20 protein-coding genes are annotated in these 23,874 nt (G+C 38.0%); 5 read left to right on the forward strand and 15 right to left on the reverse strand.

Annotation, left to right across the window (positions count from 1 at the left end):
- The 8 genes from AC4HAO_RS09935 to AC4HAO_RS09970 all read right to left on the reverse strand — a co-directional run.
- Positions 1–233: TIGR04197 family type VII secretion effector (locus tag AC4HAO_RS09935; RefSeq protein ID WP_491135266.1), on the reverse strand; the 233-nt coding region annotated here is incomplete at its 3' end.
- Between the two features lie 228 nt (positions 234–461).
- Entirely contained in the window at positions 462–1,901 is a 1,440-nt protein-coding gene (locus AC4HAO_RS09940; protein WP_491135297.1) for a 6-phospho-beta-glucosidase, read from the reverse strand.
- A gap of 390 nt (positions 1,902–2,291) precedes the next feature.
- Complete coding sequence (locus AC4HAO_RS09945) at positions 2,292–3,422, reverse strand: low temperature requirement protein A (RefSeq protein WP_491092869.1); 1,131 nt, start codon at positions 3,420–3,422, stop codon at positions 2,292–2,294.
- Positions 3,423–3,491: 69 nt separating this feature from the next.
- Entirely contained in the window at positions 3,492–4,061 is a 570-nt protein-coding gene (locus tag AC4HAO_RS09950) for a TMEM175 family protein (protein ID WP_491092868.1), read from the reverse strand.
- 435 nt (positions 4,062–4,496) lie between these two features.
- The gene (gene pynA, locus AC4HAO_RS09955) at positions 4,497–5,183 is read right to left on the reverse strand and encodes a pyrimidine 5'-nucleotidase PynA (RefSeq protein WP_491135267.1); all 687 of its coding nucleotides are present in this window, start codon (positions 5,181–5,183) and stop codon (positions 4,497–4,499) included.
- 69 nt (positions 5,184–5,252) lie between these two features.
- Positions 5,253–6,743: a family 1 glycosylhydrolase gene (locus AC4HAO_RS09960; protein WP_491135268.1), complete on the reverse strand. Its 1,491-nt coding sequence runs from the start codon at positions 6,741–6,743 to the stop codon at positions 5,253–5,255.
- Between the two features lie 15 nt (positions 6,744–6,758).
- A complete protein-coding gene (locus tag AC4HAO_RS09965) occupies positions 6,759–7,697 on the reverse strand; it encodes an AEC family transporter (RefSeq protein ID WP_491135269.1) in 939 nt (312 codons plus the stop codon).
- A gap of 59 nt (positions 7,698–7,756) precedes the next feature.
- Positions 7,757–9,664, reverse strand: coding sequence for a beta-glucoside-specific PTS transporter subunit IIABC (locus AC4HAO_RS09970; protein WP_491135271.1), 1,908 nt, complete (start codon positions 9,662–9,664; stop codon positions 7,757–7,759).
- 111 nt (positions 9,665–9,775) lie between these two features.
- Between AC4HAO_RS09970 and AC4HAO_RS09975 the strand changes: the two genes are divergently transcribed.
- The 3 genes from AC4HAO_RS09975 (at position 9,776) to AC4HAO_RS09985 (ending at position 12,231) form a co-directional block, all read left to right on the forward strand.
- Positions 9,776–10,837, forward strand: coding sequence for an AraC family transcriptional regulator (locus AC4HAO_RS09975; RefSeq protein ID WP_491135272.1), 1,062 nt, complete (start codon positions 9,776–9,778; stop codon positions 10,835–10,837).
- Between the two features lie 406 nt (positions 10,838–11,243).
- The gene (gene acpS, locus AC4HAO_RS09980) at positions 11,244–11,627 is read left to right on the forward strand and encodes a holo-ACP synthase (protein WP_491135273.1); all 384 of its coding nucleotides are present in this window, start codon (positions 11,244–11,246) and stop codon (positions 11,625–11,627) included.
- A 4-nt stretch (positions 11,628–11,631) separates the two neighbouring features.
- Positions 11,632–12,231 (forward strand): TetR/AcrR family transcriptional regulator, encoded by a 600-nt coding sequence (locus tag AC4HAO_RS09985; protein ID WP_491135274.1) that lies wholly within the window; start codon positions 11,632–11,634, stop codon positions 12,229–12,231.
- Positions 12,232–12,278: 47 nt separating this feature from the next.
- Here the strand turns inward: AC4HAO_RS09985 and AC4HAO_RS09990 are convergent, their stop codons facing one another.
- Positions 12,279–14,066, reverse strand: coding sequence for a CocE/NonD family hydrolase (locus AC4HAO_RS09990; protein ID WP_491135275.1), 1,788 nt, complete (start codon positions 14,064–14,066; stop codon positions 12,279–12,281).
- A gap of 21 nt (positions 14,067–14,087) precedes the next feature.
- On the reverse strand, positions 14,088–14,324 hold the full coding sequence (locus tag AC4HAO_RS09995) for an acyl carrier protein (RefSeq protein ID WP_491135276.1): 237 nt from the start codon (positions 14,322–14,324) through the stop codon (positions 14,088–14,090).
- A gap of 121 nt (positions 14,325–14,445) precedes the next feature.
- Between AC4HAO_RS09995 and AC4HAO_RS10000 the strand changes: the two genes are divergently transcribed.
- A complete protein-coding gene (locus AC4HAO_RS10000; protein WP_491135278.1) occupies positions 14,446–15,522 on the forward strand; it encodes a phosphate acyltransferase in 1,077 nt (358 codons plus the stop codon).
- 316 nt (positions 15,523–15,838) lie between these two features.
- Here the strand turns inward: AC4HAO_RS10000 and mngB are convergent, their stop codons facing one another.
- The 4 genes from mngB to AC4HAO_RS10020 are packed head-to-tail and all read right to left on the reverse strand — an operon-like array spanning position 15,839 to position 20,466.
- The gene (mngB, locus tag AC4HAO_RS10005; RefSeq protein ID WP_491135279.1) at positions 15,839–18,508 is read right to left on the reverse strand and encodes a mannosylglycerate hydrolase; all 2,670 of its coding nucleotides are present in this window, start codon (positions 18,506–18,508) and stop codon (positions 15,839–15,841) included.
- A gap of 60 nt (positions 18,509–18,568) precedes the next feature.
- Positions 18,569–19,663, reverse strand: a complete 1,095-nt coding sequence (locus AC4HAO_RS10010; protein WP_491135280.1) for a PTS fructose transporter subunit IIC — start codon at positions 19,661–19,663, stop codon at positions 18,569–18,571.
- A 31-nt stretch (positions 19,664–19,694) separates the two neighbouring features.
- Positions 19,695–20,009 (reverse strand): PTS fructose transporter subunit IIB, encoded by a 315-nt coding sequence (locus tag AC4HAO_RS10015; protein WP_491135281.1) that lies wholly within the window; start codon positions 20,007–20,009, stop codon positions 19,695–19,697.
- A gap of 1 nt (position 20,010) precedes the next feature.
- The gene (locus AC4HAO_RS10020; protein ID WP_491135282.1) at positions 20,011–20,466 is read right to left on the reverse strand and encodes a PTS sugar transporter subunit IIA; all 456 of its coding nucleotides are present in this window, start codon (positions 20,464–20,466) and stop codon (positions 20,011–20,013) included.
- 197 nt (positions 20,467–20,663) lie between these two features.
- On the opposite strand from AC4HAO_RS10020, the gene AC4HAO_RS10025 reads away from it, so the two are divergent.
- Positions 20,664–22,598, forward strand: coding sequence for a BglG family transcription antiterminator (locus tag AC4HAO_RS10025; protein WP_491135283.1), 1,935 nt, complete (start codon positions 20,664–20,666; stop codon positions 22,596–22,598).
- A 304-nt stretch (positions 22,599–22,902) separates the two neighbouring features.
- Here AC4HAO_RS10025 and AC4HAO_RS10030 read toward each other — a convergent pair whose 3' ends face one another.
- Complete coding sequence (locus AC4HAO_RS10030; protein WP_491135284.1) at positions 22,903–23,841, reverse strand: NAD(P)H-binding protein; 939 nt, start codon at positions 23,839–23,841, stop codon at positions 22,903–22,905.
- Positions 23,842–23,874 lie beyond the last annotated feature (33 nt).

Raw genomic sequence — 23,874 nt, forward strand, 5'->3', positions numbered from 1 at the left:
GTCTCAAATTCACTGGCAACACTGTGAATATTTGAAGAAGCATGACTCAGCAGTTCAGAGATCGCTTCTCGGGCTGATTTAACCGTCTCCAGCGCTTCATGCGCCTTAGTATTGCCGGCCACAGTTGTGGCGTCATCCTTGGATACTTCACCCAGACCACCCAGCGCACCTCCCTTGGATGAAAACTGACTGGCATGCAATTGAGCGGCAGATAAACTACTTTTAATTTCCATGAAATTCCTCCTCATAAAAACCTAAAATGGTAATAATAAATACAGACTTATTCTAGCTTTCAAAAGGTTTATCTGTCAAGGATTTTTATCATCTTTAATTCTTTTATCACCAGCAAGGAGAAGCCCTATTATATCTTAGACATGCAAAAGAAGTCCGAGAATCTCCGGACTTCTATATTACAAGCTACTGATCATTTAGATAAAGCGGTTTCTCTTCAAATATGTTTGCTAATCCAGCTTCGTTCCATTTGATGCAATAACCTGCTTATACCAATCAAAGGATTTCTTCTTAGAGCGTTTGAGGCTGCCGTTACCTTGGTTGTCGCGGTCGACATAGATGAAACCGTAGCGCTTCTTCATCTCACCGGTTCCAGCTGATACAAGGTCGATACAGCCCCAGGTGGTGTAACCAAGAAGTTCAACGCCATCTTCGTTGATCGCCTGATTCATCGTTTTAATGTGTTCACGCAGATAGTCGATACGGTAGTCGTCTGTGACATAGCCATTCTCATCAGGGGTATCAACAGCACCGAGACCATTTTCCACGATAAAGAGCGGTTTTTGATACCGATCCCAGATGGTATTGAGGGTAATGCGAAGGCCGAGCGGATCGATTTGCCAGCCCCATTCAGATGCTTCAAGGTAAGGATTTTTCAGCGAAGCAAAAATGTTGCCAGCTGTCTTATCGGTCAAGCTTGGATCAGCAGATGATACACGGCTTGAATAATATGAAAATGAAATAAAGTCAACTGTATGAGCCTTGAGAAGGTCGAGATCTTCCTGAGTCATCTCAATATTCAATCCCAGACGTTCGAACTTCTTCTTAGCATAATTTGGGTATTCTCCGCGCGCCTGCACATCAATAAAGAAATAATTTTCACGGTCATCCTGCATAGCCTGCCAGTAGTCTGCTGGATTTGGCGTGTTAGGGTAGTATTGACCTGCCGCCAGCATACAACCAACCTTGATATCGGAATCCACTTCATGGGCAATTTTCGTCGCCAATGCCGAAGCTACTAGTTCGTGATGAGCTGATTGATATTTAACTTGATCCTCATTTTCGCCTTCTTCAAAGTAGAGGCCTGCCCCCATAAAAGGTGCGTGCAAAATCATGTCGATCTCATTGAAGGTCAGCCAGTATTTAACCAATCCCTTGTAGCGATTAAAAAGGACACGGCAGAGACGTTCGTAAAATTCGATCATTTTACGATTGCGCCAACCACCATAGTGCTCGATCAAATACATAGGGCAGTCAAAGTGGGTGATCGTCACCAAGGGTTCGATACCGTACTTGCGGCATTCTTTAAAGACATTTTCATAAAATTGAAGCCCTGCTTCATTGGGCTCAAGCTCATCTCCCTTAGGGAAAATGCGGCTCCAGCCGATAGACATGCGAAAAGTCTTGAAGCCCATCTCAGCAAAGAGAGCGATATCTTCCTTATAATGGTGATAAAAATCAATAGACTCCTTAGCAGGATAGAAATAGCCATCCTCAAAGTCGAACATCTTCTTCTTACCAGCAATGATAGGGAAACGATCCTCACCAATCGGTACTACATCAACGTTTGCTAGGCCGCGCCCGTCTTCATCATAGGCACCTTCACATTGGTTGGCAGCCGTTGCACCGCCCCACAAAAAACCATCTGGAAAAGGCTTTAGTTCTGTCATTGTCATCGCAAACTCCTTTATTCTATTAGATTCTAACTACCAATATCATAACACGACTAAAATCTAAAAACTTATCTTATCATAGGAAAAAATGATACTATCCAAAGATACTGGCCTATGTGCAAAGAAAATCAGAATCAGACGAGATGCAGCTAAGAATTTATTATTTCGATTTTCAAAGTATTAACAGGCAAACGACTAATAGATAAGGATAAAAAACTGGTGAAAATGCCCTTCCTCTTCCGCTCTCTTCTGAGTAAAACAGTCCTAGTTTAAATATGCCTTAAATCAACATATAAATAATTATGTAAACCTAAATATCAAAATGACACCCCAAACCTTCTTAAAAGTTGAGGTGTTCTATTTATTTAGATACCTAGTAGCCCAATACTACTCCAAATGACTGAGGTTAAAGCGAACAAAAACGATAGCTAAAAGGGCACAGGCCAAGGCAGCTAGAATGACTAAGGCAAAACTGTGCCCCACAGTCAAGCAGCTCAGCAAACAACCAGCCAGCCAGATTCCAAGCGATTGACCAATCAAACTCAAGGAGATCTTGTGGCTCTCCTTATTGAATCGCTGAATACCAAATAGACTGATTAATAGTAAGAAAATGCCAAGATAAAGCAGGAAGATGGAAAAACCATTGTCAGCCTTTGCTTCGCCTAAAAAACCTAGGGAAACTGTCACAAAACTGAGTCCGAAGAAAATTGGATAATGCCAGTAAATCAAACTATTACTATTTTCCACCGGCTTGTTGACATCAATCATGTGGTCAATCTCGACGATATAGATCATAAAGAGATTAGCTACCACTGAAAAAATCAAGACAGAGTAGACTGACAAAGCCTCTGGTGTAAAATACTTAGCGATACCAATAATCATCTCCCCAAATGTGATAATGACCAGCAAAGATAAGCGCTCTACCAAGTGGGGGAAGTTGACCAGACGTACCTCTGACCTTACCGCACTTCTGCTGGTTAAAAGACCCGGCAAAATCCAGCTAATCAAGATACTGGCAGCCGCCACCCACAGACCAATAGACATAGGTAGGAACACAGATATCAAGAGACCTGTGGTTCTTAGTCCTAAAATGTAAAAAAACTGTTTAATAAAAAGCCTGTTCTCTTTCTCCTTAGCCCTCACATACTCGATAAGGTACTGCAATAATAGCAAGAAAGAAATCCCAGCGTAGGGGCCATAAAAATACTGGAAGCTCTGATGGGTAAACTCTCCAGATGATGAGGCCAAAGAAATCAGCAAGAGACACATCTGCGCAAACATAAAGAGAATGTTGGTCAAAGAATTCTTCCCAAATCGATTAGTAAAAACGGTCTGAACCATCCAGGAATTAATCATGATGATCATTCCAATGGCAAATGAAAAAAAGTTCATCCAAGGAATCACTCCGTGATGAACATGATGAATCAAGGACGTGCCCTGACTCATACCGTAGACAAAGACCAAGTCATAAAAGAGCTCGGTCAGCTCAACTTTTTTGTGCTTCATTAGCGATGCCATAAATCCTCCAAATCCCTCTATTTACTTACAAAAAGGGGCGTTCCTTTTTTAATTTTTAACTATCAAGCTTTATCTCTTGAAACGTGCTGGCATGGGACCAACAACAAAGAAGGCTGCCAGTACAACAGAATACATCATAGCTGGAGGATAAACCGTCAGGCTAACAGCCAGACCGATAAACTTGACGGCAATATCATAAATCATGGCTCGATTGTGTCCGATGGCAAACTGTTTGGCTTGCGGACTGCTGCTGATATGGGCCAAGCTATTATACATCCAAACATTAGAAAAGCTGACCAGCAGAACAATCAGACCGTAAAAACCTTGGGCAACACTGCTCTCAAAATGAGTTGCAACAATGCTTGTCGCATACGGAAAGAAGGAGGCAAAAAAGAGGAGAAAAAGGGACTGCCAGACTTGCTTATTGCCAATCTTCTCCACATCATGCCAAGACTGGTGCAGGTTGACCCACATAGCTCCTAACCAGAAAAAAGAGACCGTATAGGCAAAAAAATTCATCCGTAAATCCCAGAAGGCAGACCAGCTGAGAATGCTTGGCTTCTCCAACTCCAAAACCAAGATCGTCATAATAATAGCAAGAATAGCGTCTGTAAAGGCGACTAAGCGTTCCTTAGACATAAACACACGTTCCTCCCTTATTTATCCACATTATATTTTATCACAAGATTGTTAAATGCAATAATCCTACTGCTTGCAAGACAGTTACAACAGTATCTGTTAGATAGGGCTCGCTTGCGCTTGAACCTGCTGGATAAAAAATTTAGAACAGCTTATTTCATGTAGCTGATGAGCAGCGTCGTTTGGTTTTTTCTGACTTGGCCTTGTGTAAAAGGAAGACCGGTCAGTAGTGGCCCATTGGTGCTAGAATACCTAATGAATTGTGCAGGGGTAAAACTTCTTGGCATCACCAACAAGTCTTATTCCCAACCATTGCGCCAAGGCCAAGGGTTTATCCAAAACAGAAATACTGGACGAATTTTTGCCCAACCTCATAAAATCATGCAAAAATGAAACTCAATCCCAAGGAGGGACTGAGTCTACCCATTTATCATCTTAATCGAGAATTTCTAGTAGCTTCTGGTAAGTAGCTACCGTATAGGTTGGCTGAGCCTGACTAGTATTTTCCTTACCGTCTGGATTGTACCAAACCGTATCAATCCCAGCATTGTTACCGCCTTGAATATCACTGAGAAGACCATCACCGATCATAAGGGCCTGCTTGCGGTCAAAGCCCTTGATAGCCTGCGCAACCTTGTCAAAGTAAGCAACAGTCGGTTTTTGATGACCCAGATCATCCGAGATAAACACCTGCTCGAAATAGTCTTTAATACCAGAGCGATCCAAACGACCGTTTTGGATAAAAGTCACCCCATTAGTCGCAGCAAAGAGACGATAGCCACGCGCCCCAAGGATTCCCAGAAGTTCCTTAGCTCCATCTAAAACTTGCCCCTGCTGACTGAGAAAATGCTGATAACGCTGGGCATAGTAGCGGCCATCCACATCTTGACCAAAGTGGGCAAACAACCTTACAAAACGTGTATCGATCAATTCTTGCTTGCTGATCTTGCCCAAGCTCAAATCATCCCAAAGTCCACGATTCATGGGAACATAGTAGTCCATATAAGCTGCAATATCCGACACTTGCGCCTCAAGCAAAAGCTGGTGCAACGCAAGGCTTTCCGCCGCATCAAAATCTAACAAAGTATGATCAAGATCGAAAAGAAGGTATTTGTAGGGCATGATGGTCCTTTCAAAAGTTTTTAATACGCTTATTATAGCAAAAACTTCAATCGCGGTCTTGACTGTTAATTATTCTAAGTCTTCTCCATTAGAAGCAATAACCTTCTTATACCAGTAGAAAGAGTCTTTTGGTACTCGGTTAAATGTACCATGGCCTTCATCATCTTTATCAACATAAATGAAGCCATAACGCTTACGCATTTCCCCTGTACCGGAAGATACAATATCAATACAGCCCCAAGTTGTATAAGCAATTAAATCAACGCCATTTGCTATCGCCTTTGCCATAGCATCGATATGATTTCTATGATAGTTGATGCGATAATCATCGTGAATGCTGCCATCTTCGGATACTGTATCGATGGCTCCGAGTCCATTTTCGACGACCATTAATGGAATTTCATAACGATCATAAATTTTTTCAAGATAGTAGGTTAATCCAAGTGGATCTTCTGCCCATCCCCATTCAGAATAAGTTAGGTATTCATTACGAGCCCCAGTAGAATAATTTCCGTCTACCATATCTTTAGCATCTAAATTATGAGTTGTCACATTGTTTGACATGTAGTAAGAAAAAGTATACATATCCACACATCCTTCACGCAACTCTTCTAAATCTTTGTTTGTGATATCAAGCTCCACATCATGCAGCTTCCAAAGGCGCTTAGCATAGGTAGGATATTGCCCTTTCACCTGCACATCTCCACAATAATAAATTCCTTGTTGCCACTTATGTTCATTAGCCAGGATATCATTAGGGTCACAAGTAGCTGGATAAAATGTAATACCGCAAATCATGCAACCAATCTTATTTGCAGGGTCAATTTCATGTCCAATTTTAACCGCACGGGCACTGGCCACCAATTGATAATGGAGCTGCTGATAGCCCTGTTGATACATCTCTTTAGTAGCTTTTTTACCAAACATATCCAACATCATGACTGTATTATTAATTTCATTAAACGTTAGCCAATACTTAACAAGACCTTTGTATTCTGTAAAGATTACTCTGGCATATCTTTCGTAAAAATCAATCAATTGACGATTGTTCCAACCACCATATTTCACTTCTAGATTTAAAGGTGTATCAAAGTGCCAAATTGAAACCAAGGGCTCTATACCATATTTATGACACTCTTCAAATACTTGGCGATAAAAATCTAAACCCTTTTGATTGGGCTCTTGGTCATCACCATTCGGGAAAATGCGACTCCAAGAAATCGACAATCGAAAAATGGAGTAGCCCATTTCAGCAAAGAGCTTAATATCTTCCTTATAGCGATGATAAAAATCGACCCCATCGTGATTAGGATAATAGTGATCCTCCAAAACTGCATAACGCGCTCCTTCTGGAATAACTGCATGGTGACCACGACCCGGTGCCTCACCAGAATTGCCATCTTTATCGAGGTAAGTTGTCATACGAGGAGTATCTTTTGTTCCCCCTGTAGTCACATCGAGTTTGATTAAACCACGCCCATCTTCCTTGTAGGCTCCTTCTGCTTGCGTTGCAGCAATTGCACCGCCCCATAAAAAATTTTTTGGAAATTTATTTGACATTCTGAACTCCTTTCTCTAAAACCATTGTTGCATGACTAATTGTGCTATAAGATAAATTACTGGTATTGATATAATACAAGTTACAATTGAGAGACCAATTTCAATAATTGAAAACTCAGGATTTCCTTTGACCTGGATTGTAAATAGAGTAACTAAAGACCCGATTGGACAAGCAAATAAAACGACATTTGCAAAATAGTCTATTCCTTTTATTCCCATGAGTGCAAATAGCAATACTCCAATAACTGGCATCAATAGATTACGGTAAAACACTGTTACAATCATCCAAGGTTTGACAACTTTTCTATCCATCGCTATATTTGCCAAACTATTCCCTATCAAAAACATTGATAAGGGAGTATTGGCACCCGCCAGATATCCCAGACCTTGGTTTAGGGTAGTTGGAAGTCTCACACCTGAGAAAAACAGTACCAGACCTACACCTATTGCTATGGTGTTAGGATTTTTAAACATCTTTAGAAGCTTTTCTTTTAAACTTCCGTCACCATTCTCAAAAAGAGTCATTCCATGTGTCCAGACAAAAGTATTATAAACCATAATACCAATGGCTGAATAAAACACTCCTCTGTCGCCAAATAAAGCACTTGCAATCGGTATTCCAACAAAACCAATATTAGAATACACGGTTCCCATAATTGCACTACGCTTCATATCTAAAGAACATAAATGTGAAAAGCTCACATTGGATAGTAAGATAGCTATAAAATAGAGAATCACCAGAGCGATAACAACAAGGGCAATTGTTTTTAAACTATAGGAACTCCGATCTTGCTGCATCGACTTTAGTATAAGCGCTGGACTTATGACATATAGTAAAATATTGGTCAAATCAGAACCTGTCTCTTTATGAAGAAATTGGATTTTATTTAGTACAAACCCAATTCCAACCAATACAAACATCAAAAATACTTGATTAAGAATATTAGTAAACATTCTTCCTCATCTCTAATCCAAGAAAGAGTCTGAGATATTTCCAGACTCTTATTTATTAGTTACTTGACTGTCTTCATCAAGAAATCACCAGAATTAATGGTACCTGCTACTGTCGGCTTAATAGCCTGATACTCTGAAGCATTGGTAATGACAATGGGTGAAATAACTGATAATTTCGCTTCCCTGATTTCTGACAAGTTAAATTCAAGCAATTTATCACCCACTTTTACTTTATCGCCAGGTTTAACAAATGCTTTGAATCCTTTACCAGCCAATGACACAGTATCCATACCAATATGGATCAGAATTTCTGCACCATGCTCAGTTTTCATCCCAACAGCGTGACCAGTCGGAAATACTAAAGTGATTTCACCAGCAGCCGGCGCAACAACTGTTCCGTCTGTAGGATTAATCGCAAGACCTTGCCCCATAGCACCAGAAGCGAAAACCTCATCAGGCACTTCAGAAAGTCGAACGACAGAGCCAATCATGGGACTTTGGATTTCTTCTCCAATTGGTTCAACCGCTGAAGTTGTAACTTCAGACTGTTGCTTAACAGTAGATTTTTCATCAGGTGTCCCATATAAATTTGGAACAGGAACAAACATTTGAATAGTAAACGAAATCAGAACGGCAAGAATATCAAGAATGATAAGAATAAACATAGGACGCAATCCTTGGCTAGGGCTGACATAACCAGGGACTCCAAAAATACCGAGCGCACCCATTGCATAATTCTTTAGTCCAAAAAACTGAGTCCATCCACCTAAAACAGCTGAAACAATACAAGAAATCAAAAACGGTGTTTTCATTGGTAAAGTGATACCATAGATAGAGGGTTCCGTAACACCGAAAATTGAGGAAATAAATGCTGGCCAGCCAACTGATTTTACCTTTTTCTCTTTAGTTTTGAGAAGAATTGCTAAAAGGACACCTGTTTGGGTAAAGGCAACAATTGAATTTTGCACAATAATTGTTGTCCACCCCTTATCAGCAAATTGGAGAATAGCTAATGGAATAATGGCCCAATGCAAACCAAACATCACCAATATTTGCCAAAGGCCAGCCAAGACTGCACCATAAATAAATGGACTAAAGTCTAGTATTGCCATAAATCCTTTTGAGAGCAGATCTGAGATAAGATTTGCGACTGGTCCCACAATAGCAAATGTTAATGGAACTGTCACCAATAATGTAGTAAATGGAACCAAGAACATTTTTGCTACTTCAGGTGACATTTTTTTGACAAACTTTTCAACATGTGAAGCAAACCAAACGGCTAAGATAATCGGAATAACCGTTGATAAATAACTACCTGATGATGGCAGCGCAAACGGTAAACCAAGCATATGAGTAATTCCTGCTTTCTCCAGTGTTTCAACACCTGCAGGAAGAGTTGGATATACCAAGGCAGCACCAATGGCTGCTGCGGTAAACTCTGACATCTTAAATTTTCTAGCTGCTGTAACAGCTAGGATAATCGGTAAAAATTGATAAAGGCCATCACCTGCAGCATTGAGTACTAATGCTAGGGCCGAATTGTCTGGAGTAATAGCAAAAACTGCTTTTAATAATGCTACGATCCCTTTGATAATCCCAGCTGCTGCCATTACTCCTAGAATTGGTTGAAAAATACCAGAAATAACATCAATAACCCTGTTAAAAATATTGGTATCAGTGTCTTTCTGACTCAAGTCATCAGAAGTTGTCGTTGCCATGACGCCTTGCTCAAGGACTGCAGCATAAACATCGGGTACATGATTGCCGATTACAACTTGATACTGTCCACTCGCTTGAACTACCGTTACGATTCCTTCTCTCTTTTTGAGGTAATCAGTATCAGCTTTGGATTGGTCTTTTAGTGTAAAGCGCAGACGTGTAACACAATGGCGTAAGTCAATGATATTATCTTTTCCACCAACATGCGCCACAATATCCTTGGCTAAAGCTGAATAGTCTTTTGCCATATTCTAGGCTCCCTTCTTTGTTTTTACACTTTTATTATAGATGAGCCAACACTCGCATACAATGTCAAAAAGATAGTTGATTACTATCAAAAAGTAAGATAATATAGTATTATGAATTTTGAGCAAGATATAAAATCCTTAGAGAAACATTTATTTGCCTATACAGAAAATGAAAGTTACTATCTTTCCAATCCTAATAGCCTTTCCAAGCGTTATAACAATGGCAGCACTCCCCAGCGAATATTGAATGGAAAAGAAATTTTTGAGATTAACGATTACAAGCTAAGAGTATCACCTCTCCACATTCGTAAAGATTCTCGTTTTACCCCCATGCCTCCTCATATTTATTCCAACATTAATCTTAATTTCATCTACTCCGGCAAATGCACCTATGTTATAAATAATAAGGAGGTAACACTGGAGGCTGGAGACATTTGTTTCTTTGATACACAAGTGATACGTGAAAAACGGAAACCAGATTATGATGATATTATTATTAATATAGTGATGAAAAACAGTTATCTTAAATCATTGCTAACAGTGGATACTTCTAATTTATTGTCTACTTTTATTAGTAAGACTTTATACTCAAATACTAGCCACAATAACTATATTATTTTTAAAACAAAGGACAGTAACAAAATAAGACGGCTATTTCAAGACCTCCTTCTGGAACACTACAGTGACAGAGACTACAAACACCAAGCTATCCAGTATTATTTCTCGCTGATTTTCCTTGAATTGCTGTATATTGGGGAACATCAGAATCAAACAGAAATTCATTTCTCGGATGCATTATCTAATAATATTTTTAATATCGTCAATTACATTGAAAATAATTATAAAGAGATTAATCTTAAAAAGCTTGCCAAGCTATATGGTTACCACGAAAAGTATCTCTCGAGTCTTTTGAAAAACTCATACGGTAAATCTTTTAAAGAAATACAGATGACTAAACGAATAGCCGAGGTAGAAAATTATCTTGTCAACTCCACATATACTATCTCTGAAATCGCTGAAAAAACAGGCTTCTCTAACCAAAATCAACTCTATCAGAAATTTAAAGATAGGTATGGTATGCTACCAAATGAGTATAGAAATTTAATCAAAGATAAAGAAATGCCTAACGTTTTCGTCAGGACGAAATTATACACTTATTTGAAAAAATACTGAGTATAGTACAATAAAGCAGAAAAGGAGCTAGACGGCGATCCAACTCCAATGTAGAACTGTTAAAAAATGGCAGCTTGTTTTACAGAATAAATCCGTCCAACTAGTCGATAATTCGAAGAATTTGATTTCGTTGTCCCACTTCCGCAAAGTTGGTTAGGGATTAACATGAACTAACGTTCATAGAATTGGATATCCAACCAATCATTGCGCCTAGCAAATAAATTGACCAAATAATAAGGCTGAGAACTTTTGTCTCAACCTCATTTTAGTTTTAATTTTCTCTCAACAGAGATGATGGTGCTTAATCCTACCAGTTCATTACACCATACAGAACAAAAAAGATTATTAAATGTCTTTATGTTATAATTAAGAATAATAAAGTGATATTTCACACAGGAGAAACAGTTTGATTTTAGGAATTGGCACAGACTTGGTAAATATAAAACAGTTCAAGAGAATCTTATCCGATCACTCCTTTCTTGAAAAAACATTTACAATAGATGAAAGGGCTTTTGTTAAAAATCTTTCGGAAAGCAGAAAGCTAGAATTCTTTGCTGGACGTTTTTCAGCCAAGGAATCCCTGGCAAAAGCACTTTCTTTCTTACCCCTTAACAAACAGTTTGATTTTCGTAAACTTGAGATTCTTGAAAATCCTGATGGTTCCCCTGTCGTTTCTCCAACAAACGAACTGAGTTCTGCTTTGGCAGACTATGGTCACATCAATATTCGTATTTCCATAACTCACGATGGGAACTATGCCCAGAGTTTTGCCATTATCGAGGAGAGTTAAACCTATGACAGTACAAGGTTTACAAAAAAGAAAAGACTACATCACCAAAGATAATGCTATTATTGATGCTTTAGTAGAACTATTGCAACATAAAAGTATTGATAGCATTACCATTAAAGAAATCACCACTCAAGCTAATATTAATCGTGGTACATTCTATCTCCATTATGACGATAAATACCAAATATTAGAGGAGCTGAAAAATAGACTGATTGCTGAGTTGAAAGAAATTAATCGTAACCTCGATACTTTAAAATTCGACCAATTAAACCCTGATGAACCTTATCCCTTTTTTGTGGAAACCTACATATGGATTGAACGAAATAAGAAAGAAATTTCTGCTCTCTTATCTCCTAATGGTGATTTAGCATTTGTTCTAGAATGGAGAGCACTCATCAAACAATATTTTGAGCGTCTCTTAAAAAATAACGATATTGATTCAGAAAATTTTGAACTGGTTATTCGTGCCATTATTGCTATTCTCATTGAATTTATTTATTATTATATAGAGAAAGAACCATCCCCATCTCCGGAAGAGATGTCCAAGACCTGCGGGCATTTAATCCACGGTATGATGACTAAAATACAGCAAAATAGAGATTAGGTACTTGCACTGTACCTGATCTCTATTTACTTTATTCAGACTAGCGTTTATTTTCGATAGATAGTATCTCCTGCTACGTATTTGGGGGGAATAACAGGAATTTGGATATAAGAATCATAATCACCGCCTGTATGAATAACATGTTCACCCTGAGTCAGGATTTCACGTTCATAAATATCAATACCGCCGATAGCACGCCAGCTAGATAGGAAAACACGTAATTTTTCGCCTTTGTGATAAAACTTGCTGGTAGGGTTTATTTCAATATCCAAAGGGACAATCTCACCTGGTGATAGTTTTTGTATGGTTTTAAAAGTATACTGCGGTTGAAAATCAGTAGAACGCTCTTCATCAAGTTCACGCATTGATGCACGTAAATTACCAGCTGTACCATAGTAAGCCCAGTCATGGAACACGTAGGTTGGTAGGAAATCACCATCTGAATTAGCCTTCATAACACACACTTCTAAATCAAGGTCATCAACTCCTTTGGCTTCGACCCAAATATGCGCCTTGAAATAACCTGTTAATTCAACATCTTCTTTAAATTCATAATCAAAATACGTGTAGCCATTTTCAGCATCATATTTAAGAGATGAAACAGATACTACAGGATTTTCTAATAGGACATTGCTTTCAGCATCTAAATAAAGTTTATTGTATTCTGTTCGAGCAATTGGAAATTCATGTTCAGTGCGATCCTTGATATAGTCATGGTCATAAGCATCTTGAAGTTCAAAACGAACAGCAGGTGTCAATTCCCACCCATTATGGATTTCAAGCAAGTAACGATCAAAGAATTCCTTGAGATCTTTGATGGATGATGGCGTTACTAAATCCTCCCACTCAAATTCACGATGTATACGAATCCATTTTTTAGGAGATTTCACACGCTGCCATGCATTGAAAGCTCCTGTAATATGGAGTTGATGGCTCCAACCTGCGGTCATGTAAACAGGAATACGAATTTTTTCAAGTTGAGCCACTTTATCTTCCCAATAAGCATCCATCAACGGATGTTCTTTGAGCATTTGCATATGATCTTCTACAGCTTCACCAGTTACATCGCGGAAAACAAACTCGTTAAAGCCTACCATTGGGACACCGCCCTTGTTGGCAAACTGACGATAAATATCCGTACTACCTTCCCACGGCGCGATACAAGCTAGATGCGGCGGGCGTTCTGCTGCGATAAACCATTGACACATAGCCACGGCAGAATTCCCTGACAATCCAATTTTACCACTGCACCAGTCTTGCTCAGCTAGCCATTCAATGACATCATAACCATCTTTCCCATCTTGTGTCCCCCAGGCATGAAGGTGACCGTGGGAATTTCCTGCGCCACGAGCATCCACATTAACAACCGCATATCCTTGTTTCGTCCAATAGGCTGGGTCTGGTGACTCGAATTTAGCCATTTTTGACATTGTTTTTGGTGGTACTCCCATGATTTGCCATGTTTTTGGTGTATCACCTGGACGCTTGCCATAAAATCCCCAAGACATGATAACCGGAACCTTTTTAGCTTCATCGTCCTTAGAACGGTAAATATCTACATAGATAGTTGTCCCATCTCGAAGAGGGACTTCTACATCCTGCATGCAGATAATCCCCATTTCTTCATAAGTACGTTGATTCAATGGGGGATAGTAGCCCCAACCTGAAATATCGCGGTCAACAAATTCATTGGTCTCACGGTTTGGCCTACGATAAACGACCTCAATATCTTCACCTGCAAACTGTTCTACCACACGCTCATAATCATACCGAGAACGGTCCTTCATCATTTCCATTAGCTGTGGTTTCACGAACTCTTTTAATTCCTTAACCATCGTCTCTTTCCCTTCTCAATTTTAAAGCATATCTGCAACGTATTTTGTCTGCTCATCAACAGTATTTGCATTTCTAAATTTCATGAAGTCAATCTCAACTTCATATTCATCTTCTAATGCACCAATAATCTGTACAAAATTAACAGACTTAGCATCAAAATCATCTTTTAAACTAGTTTCTCCAGTGATTTCATCTGGTGAGATAGATAAGCTACGAGCAGCTGTAGTTTTAATTAGTGAGAAAACTTCGTTGTACATAAGTGTACCTCCTTGATTTTTTTGAGCTGAGCTCGATTACACTCTAATTATAAAATTTAAGCGCTTTCAAAAAACAGACATTCTGCCTCTTTTATGTTCATTTTGAACACTTCAAAAAGATATGTTTATATTAAACACAAACGCTTACATTTGTTGGTTTTTGCTCATTGTCCATCTGATAGGATATAACCAAAAATTAGCGGAGGTCATTATGTCCATTACTTCTTTATTAAAGGAGAAAGTTACTTCTCCTAAACGAATTATCTTCCCTGAAGCAACAGAAGAAACAATTATTCAAGCCGCTTATAGGGCCTACAAGGAGGGGATTTGCTTTCCTGTTTTTGTTGCCTCACAAGTTGGATTTGAAGCAAAATTGAAGGAACTCAGCATCACAGAAAAATTCTATACATTAATTTCATTGGATGATGATGCTTTGCTCGAAAATTATGTTGAAAATTTTTATAAGCATAATCAAATTTTTTCTATTAAGCGCTTAACACGATTAGCTAAAAATCCACTTTACTTGGGTCATATGGCGTTAGCCTTAGGGGATGGTGATGGTCTAGTTTGTGGTTTGACCTACACTACAGCTGATGTCGTTTTATCTAGCAGCAGTATGATTGGCTTGAAACCATCTGTGACTATACCATCAAGTTTTTTTATTATGGATGTGCCACAATTCAAGGGCACTCAAGGAAGTCTCATTGCTCTATCAGACGCCGGAACATGTGAAAATCCAAGTGAAGAAGAGCTGGCAGATATTGCCATCGCAACAGCCAACTCTGTTCAAAAACTCTTAGGTTGGGATCCCCGTGTAGCATTATTATCTTACTCGACCAATGGAAGCTCGGTGAGTGAACTCACTCAAAAAGTTACTAATGCCCTTGCTATCGCTAAAGCGAAAGCTCCTGACTTAATGATTGATGGGGAAATGCAGTTAGATACTGCTATTGTTCCTCAGATTGCTGAGAAAAAGATGGGACGTGACAGTAAGGTTGCTGGATATGCAAATACACTCATAGTTCCAGATTTAAATGTTGGAAATATTTTATATAAAGCCATTCAACGATTTGCTCAAGCTGACGCCTACGGTCCTATTTTACAAGGATTTAACAAGCCTGTTAATGATCTCTCTCGAGGGTCATCTGTGGAGGATGTTTTTGGTGTTATTTTGATTACTGCCGCTACAGCAGAATAACTAATGACTATCTTTGTTGGATAATGGCTGTCTAACCACTAAAAATTTCGTGCTCTACATGGCTAGATATTCTTTGAATGGGAACAAATTTATAAAGTGCCTATTGACGAATTGATAGACCTCACTAACCGCTACTTCAAAACATCAAAAAGCCCTTGAAAGCAAATAATTTCAAGGGCTTTTAAGCGTTTGTTTGTATCACTTAACCTCTACTGTTTTCGAAAAGAAGGTATTTCTAGGGCATGATAACCATTTCTGTGGCAATGAACTAGCACTGTGGTTTAAATAATAGATCATCAACTATTTAAACCTTCTATTAGAACTCTACATATAATGTCATAAATTTATTATGCCCTAAATGCCCCAATAAAACTTTATCACTAACAAGATCCAAACTTTCTTTTGTTTTCTCTTTCAAGTTTACAACTTCTACTACTGAAGGAAGTTTTTTAAAAGAAATTTCTGGAGAGACCTCTTTATCGTATTGTCCATTATAAAGTCTTATAATATATCCTGATCGCTCTTCTGCTTTTTTAACAACACTGAGGATTCCATCTGAATTGAGACAAAACAATTCATTTGATGTAGCCAATGTTTTTTTAACCTCAAATTGGGTAAAACGAAGGCGGGTATTTAAATAATCCGCATATTGGTAAATTTGAACATTTTTGAGATATTCACTTACCACATTTGCTAAGCGATAACTGTTCATATCTCCTTGATAATAGATAGCTGAAAACTGGTAATTCATCACCTTATGACATTGTGCATCTGGAGTCGTGATGACTGTCTCACCTGAAGCGCGTCCTGGTCTATATAAGAGATTTTCTTTTCCCATGTAACCGTATGTTCTAAACAAAGTTAAGCGAATCGTATCAAAATTATCTCCTATTATCTCATATTCACGAACACCTTTAGGAATAACAGCAACACCTCGTTCATCATCATCTAAGGTGACAAATGACTGACAGGTTTCAATCGCAATTGGAACTTCATTCCATTTCTCCGGCTCTTTTTCCCACAATGCCATGTTATCAGTAATTACTGGACGTTTGATAGCACCGAATTGGTGGTCTGCTTTAGAGAATTTAGAAGCAATTTCACTATTGAATAACACGCACATGCGGTGGCTGTCGACAAAACGATTATCTACCTCAAAATTGAACTCGATAATTGGTGACTTATCTTTTAGAGTAATATCCAATTTAACTGGCAGATCTGTTGTTTTAAGACCTTTTGCACGCTCTTCAAGATTTTTTGGAACTTTAAAATTATATCGCAAACTCATCGTACTGATTAAACCAGAAGCATTTGTTGAAACTTCTGGGACAAATTCGTTGGAGTTAATGACTAAATCTTCTCGTGGTGGAGAATAGTTAAATGAATCTCCACCATCTCCATTTTCCTGTAAAACTGCTTGGTTGCAGTAAAGCTTCCCAGATGTCTTATCTAAAATATCAACTGTATTTTCATCGTTTAAACTAATGCTATAATATTGATTTTCAATAGTATTTGTTTGAGAAATCGCTTGTTCCTGATGAGTATCTGTATTCAAATCAAGATAGAATGACTTATAACCAAAAGATGGTAAATTCTCAAACTTGATAGCAATTTTAACCTTAAAGACTTTTGATGGTTTATAAGTCTCTTTAGTAGAATCTAGAACATTTCCTTGCCCTAGGATGTAGTCCGTTTGGTCTTCGGAAGAAGTAATCGTGTACTCATAACTATTTCCTTCAGCATCTTTAATAGCAAAATGATGCTGAGGTACATAGAATGTTGTCTCGAAAACGCCCGATTTTTCTCTACCTGATAGATTAAACACCGTAGCCGTAATATCTCGGTCAGCATCGATCCTCATGACAATTTCACGCATCTTCAATTCTGCAAGATTTTCAGCTAAATCACGCGCTTTCTTATATCTCAGATAGACATCTTCATTTGTAGTATCGGAAACACAGGAACCAATTGAATCATGAGCTGCATTTTCAAACATTAGCTTCCAAATTTCCTTGACCACTTCCACTGGATATTCAAATCCGAGTGTTTGAGAAAATGACAATAATGGTTCAAGGACATTTACGAGGTAGTTTTGTACCTGAGTGTTCAATTTTTTTAAGTCAGAGCGAGATGAAAAGATTGACTTATGGATCCGCATCAACTTGCCATTTAGTAACTCACCAGCAACTTCTTCTAACTCAGGATGCTGTTCTTTAATAGCTTGGATATAATCAGCGTAAGTTGAAATTTTAAATTCAAACTCTCCTTCATAAAATTTCTTCATACGCTCAACTAATTCAACGAGATTTTCCCTAGCCGGCGCTTGGTCAAATCCATTTGGAAGAACAACCTGATCTGTACTACTTCTTGCCCAAATTCTGCTATAGGGCTCTTTATGCAGATATTCTTTTAAGTGCTTATCATCTTCCGGGATATCTCCACCAATATAGTAACCTGCTTGAATTTGATAAGCATTAACGGTTGTTCCGTCTTCACCACGCCACTTGAACTCTGATTGCTTGACATCATCATCACTGACACCACGCCAAAACAGAGTGTCTTCAATACCAAATTCTTTATAAATTTGTGGCATTGCTGCTGATTGACCAAAAGAATCTGGGACATAGCCAACATTCATGTAATTACCAAACTCTTTGGAAATATTCATGCCATAGAGCATATTTCTGACAATACTTTCCCCTGAAATAACCATTTGGTCAGTCTGTGTATACCATGGACCAATAATTAACTTACCTTCTTGGACTAATTCTTTAATAACTTCCCTATCTTCAGGACACCAAGCTAGATAATCATCCAATAAAGAAGCCTGCCCATCCAGAGTATAAGTATCATAACCATTTTCTTCTTTTAATAAGGAAATAACTTTCTTTAAATTATTCATCAAATAGATTTTTGAACGACTTGTAGTAAAATACCACTCTCTATCCCAATGAGAGTGAGGAACAATGTGTATAGTTTTTTTCATGATTAAACCTTCCTATTAAAAAAGCACATACCTCTTATGATATGTGCTAATAATACGTATTTACTCGAAACTAATCTCGATATCATCAACACTAATGTCTTCTGTTGAAGTACTTTCTTTAAAGTTGACAAACATTGGGGCTACAAATCCGATAAATGCTGCTCCAGCAAATAGACCGATGAGATAAGCCCATCCATTGCCTACTGTAAAGAAACCATACACACCACCAACTGGAGGCATTTTAGCATACATGCCAAGAGCAATACCGATAGCTGACGCAAGAGCACCGCCAATCATATTAACTGGAACCAACTTAAGTGGGTTTACCAGTGTAAATGGGATGGCACCTTCCGTGATACCAATGAACCCCATCACATAGTTATTGCGACTTGCATCCAACAATTCATCACTCATTTTATTTTTGTGGAAAAGTGAGGCAAAAGCATACCCCATTGGGACGGCACAGATGGCAACATTTACGATAATTGCTGGAAGATAAATACCTTCCGCTAGCAAAACATTACCAGCCATCCAAGATGCTTTGTTGATTGGACCACCCAGATCAGAACCAATCATAGCTCCCATAATAAGGGCCAGAACAACTTTGTTGACATCATTTTCAATCATGTCTTTAATCCATGCGACAAGCCCCGTATTAATCGCACCAAGTGGATCTGCAAGGAGAACTCCCATAACCAGAGCAACGGACATTGTTCCAAAGAGCGGAAAAACAATCAAAGGTAGAATACCATTATACTTTTCTGGTACTTTGATATGATTTTTACACCAGACAACAACATAACCTGCGACAAAACCTGCGATCATGGCTCCTAAGAAACCAGCATTTGTTTTTGAGGCAATCGCACCGCCGATAAAACCTGCTCCAAGAGCTGCTTTGTCAGCAATTGAATAAGCAATAAAACCCGCAAGAACTGTATTAATCAGACCAATACCAGCCCAGCCAACTTGTTCAATTTGATATAAATAATGTGTGAATCCTGACGTTTCAGCATATGGATCCAAACTTGTAATTCCCATTACAAGAGCAATCATTTTGGGAATTGCTACAACTAATGATGCTCCGATAATCATAGGGAGAGCATAACTAATCCCCGTCATTAAATGACCTTTGGCTGTGTTAAGAAATTTTTTCATCCCAATCACTCCTTTATTTATTCGACTTTAATTACTTTTTTAATACTGCATCTACACATTTTGTTAGCACAGCTTCTGGTGCTTTAATGCATGTTGCAATATTTACCCGAATTTGTTTTTTTCCTTCGAAACGCTCTTGGTCCACAATCTTTTGATCCGTCGCCAATAAAACAAATTCTGCTTCAATAATTTCTTGATCAGTCAGCTTATTGACTTGTCCCATGGAACCTTGTTGCTCAATACGTACTTTATGACCTAATTTAGGTCCAGCTTTTTCCAATGCCTTAGCAGCCATTGGTGTATGGGCTAATCCAGCTGGGCAAGAGGTAATTCCTACAATTTTCATTTTAATAAGCTCCTTCCATCGCTTTTTTTATTTGCTTTTCTAATTCATCCTTATCTGATGAATTCTTTACTGAGGTAATGAATTCTTCTTCTAGAAGAGATGTGGCGATTTTACTAATCATTTCTAGATGCAATATGCCCTTATATTCACTAGGAACCAGCAACGCAAAGACATTGGATACTGGTTTTTCATCAAATGTTTCCCATTCAATGGGTTCCTTTAACTTAAGAAAGAGAACTGTTGGTACTTTTATAAAATCCGACTTTGCGTGTGGTATGGCAAATGAATCTTGCAAACCCGTCGAGACCTCTTCTTCCCTTTCAAGAAAGGCTGTCACTAACGCAGATTCATTATCAATAATATTCTTTTTCCCAGCATACTGAGCAATATAACGAAACAGTTCTAACTTATCTTTAACGTTAACATTTAATAAAATATTGTCTTTTGTAAATTCCATTACTCGACCTCCTTTCGTTTTACAGATACATCTTAACATCAAAATACGGAGACGTCACTAACACCTTTTTCCACTTTATTTCTGCAAGAAGCAAAAATTATTTTTTACTTTTTTCAACTTTTTGTTTGAAAAACATCAAAATTTTCAAAAATGATTTTATGATAAAATAAAAATAGCCTAAGAATTGGGAGGTTCATATGTCTTTTTTTGATTACCAAAGACTTGATGATATCGTGAATCTATTACTGGATAAAAAAGAGGCTGTTCACATTAATGAGCTAAGTTCATACTGTAGTGTTTCTGACAGAACCATCCGTTCAGACATCAATACTATCAATGATTATATTAAAGACCATGGTGCGCACATCATTTTAATCAGAAAAAGAGGGTATGTCATTGAGTACCTTGATAAAAAGACTTTTGATGAATTTTGGTCTCACCAAGATACTGGAACATTTCTTTTTACGACTTCTGAAGCCCGACTGACCTTTCTTATTCGCCTATTTTTAACTTCTGAGGAATTTATCAGTCACGACTATCTTCAGTCTGTATTATTCGTTAGCCAGAATACGTTCTACAGTGATTTACGCACTTTAAGACAGTACCTAACCGGATACAATCTAAAGATTCAAAATAAAAGTAATCTAGGATATAAAGTAATCGGTCAAGAGCAAGACTTTAGAAACGCCATCATAGATCTCATTTTCAAAAATCATTTTACGGAATATCTCACAGCTTCAACTTCTGTCGAGAAAGATGTCTGCAACAATATCGATTATGACCAATTTAATAAGATTTATGAAGAACAACTTTCTAAAGAAATATTTATTGATTCTGATTACTTCCAAAGAAATATTTTTACAAGCCTATTGCTAACTGTCAGTAGGGTTAAAGCAGGGCATACTTTATCTAAATTTGAGCAAAATATTAGACTTAGTCAGCATTTTAGGCCAGTAATTAACCAGTTCATTAAAACCATCGAAAAGCAATTTGATTTAAAGCTATCAATTATAGAAAGAAGTTATATTAATTTTTGCATAGCCGAAAATTCTCCGCGTCTCATCGATGATGCAGCAATCAACGAAAATCAAGAGCTTGCCGAGAATATCCTTGAACTCATCCACAACACTTTACAAAAATTGAGCGATTCAAGTTGGATTGATGATCTTACCTTAGAAAACAATCTGCTGGAGCACATAAAACTTTTTCTTAAGATTCAAACCATCAAGGGCAATCGAAACAATCCTTTATTGGATATTGTCAAAAACAATTTCCCTTATGCCTTTGATTTAGCAATTGGCTGCAGTAGGGAAATTGTTAAGAGGTTCAATATCCACTTTTCAGAAGATGAAATTTCATATATCGCTTTGCACTTTGCAAATGCAATTGAGCGCAACAGTACGAAAGCTCACAGGCAATTATCTCTCGCAATTATTTGTGGAACAGGACAGACTCTTAGTTCAATCATTGAAGCGAAGATAAAAAGAAAATTTCCTAATGCTTTTTTTAATATTGAAAAACTCTCCTACACTACTTTTTTAACCTATGATAAGCCATTCAATAAATTTGATCTAATTGTGTCTACTATACCTATTAGAGAAAATACCGCTAACATTGTTTTTATCGACGTTAATGATTTAGATGCCTCAATGACCCAAATTGGTAATAAAATAAACGAGTTGGCGGTTCATTCAATTAACACTCCTGAAGGATTACTTTCAGCTAAACACTTCCATGTTATACACAAGAAATCGACAAAGGAAGATGTCCTAAGTTATCTACATACAGAGCTACTCTCTCAAGGATATGTCAAAGAGAACTTTTTAACTGAAATTTATGAAAGAGAAAGTATCTCATCTACCATCATTTCGGACTCTGTTGCCCTACCACACCCACTTGGTGATGCCGTTATAACAAGTACCATTTTTCCTGTAATTGCACCGAAAGGAATCGCATGGGATGGCAAACTAGTAAAATTTGTTTTCTTGTTTGCTATTAAGGCAGAAGAACCGGAAAAAATGGAATTCATCTATGAGCGACTATTAGATTTTATAAGTTCAGAAAAGCTACAAGCCAAATTATTGAAAGAACCGACCTTTAATTCTTTACTTTCCGTTTTCGGAGAAAAATAAACATCAGTGGTCACTCTTTAAATTTCAATTTTCTGCTCTGGATAGGGAATAATGAAACGGTAAAACAGCTTACTGCCACTTCAAAATATCCAAAAAGCCCTTGAAACCAAGTAATTTCAAGGGCTTTTAATCGTTTATTTGCATCACTTAACTTCTACTGTTTTCAAAAAGAATGTAGTTCTAGGGCGTGGTAGTTCTTAAATTTAATTAGAATTACCTCTGCATCAAGAGCTTATCCCAAAACAGGAATACTGGACAAATTTTTGCCCAGTCTCCTGACTATGAATATTTCTCTTCCTTCTTCTCACTCCACTACATGTCTATCGCCTAAGAGATAGTCCTCTGGATTTTTAAACATTTGAGCTAGTGTGATCGGTCGCCTTCCTGTCAGTTTGACAAAATCACTAACGGCTACGTCTAAGAAGCCTTGAGTAACAGTCGTACCAAAGCTAACCATCCCTTCAGAAGTTGCCTGAATAGGGCTCTTACTGAAATCACCATCAGTATCACGAGGGACACCAATACTGTCGAAATAAGCATAAAGCTCTTCGTCTGTGAGTTTTGTATAGGTAATATTATTTTGAGTTGCCTGATTCGCAATATCTAAAAAACGTTGATAAGACACGGGTTCCAGGCCGTTGATGTTCAAGATTTCTCGGTGCAGTAAATCATTTGCTAAGGCACAGCTAGCTGCAAGGGCAGCATCTCTTCTTGAAATAAACCAAACACAGCCATCTCCCATGTTTTTTGAAATCGTATCCTCGCCGGACTCTACAGCTCGCAGATAATCACTAATAAAGGCTTCTGCGAACAAAGAGTTTCTCAATATAATATAATCTAATGGTGAGTTTTCAATCAGTGCTTCTGTATAGCTGTGATCGACATTTTCAATACTTGGGTTGAAGGGATGACTTGCTGAAAGAACTGAGGTATAAATCATTTGTTTAACATTTGCTTTTACACAGGCTTCCACTACATTTTTATGAGCAAAACGACGCTTCTCACCAACAAATGGCATCGATACGAGCAATACCTTATCAGCATTTTCAAAGACCTCAACCAAGCTTTCCTGAGAGGTAAAATCGGCAACCGCTGTTGCAATTCCTTCCTGCTTGTACTGCTCTAAACCATCTTCTCTAGGCGCTGTAAAGAGCAATGATTCCTTAGGCAGTAATTTTAAAATATCTTTGGCAACCTGAGCTCCAAAGTTGCCATCAACTCCATTAACTACAATTTTAGTCATAACGTCCTCCTTTTAATCAAGATACAAAAGTGT

The sequence above is a fragment of the Streptococcus sp. ELY_137 genome (assembly GCF_058314515.1).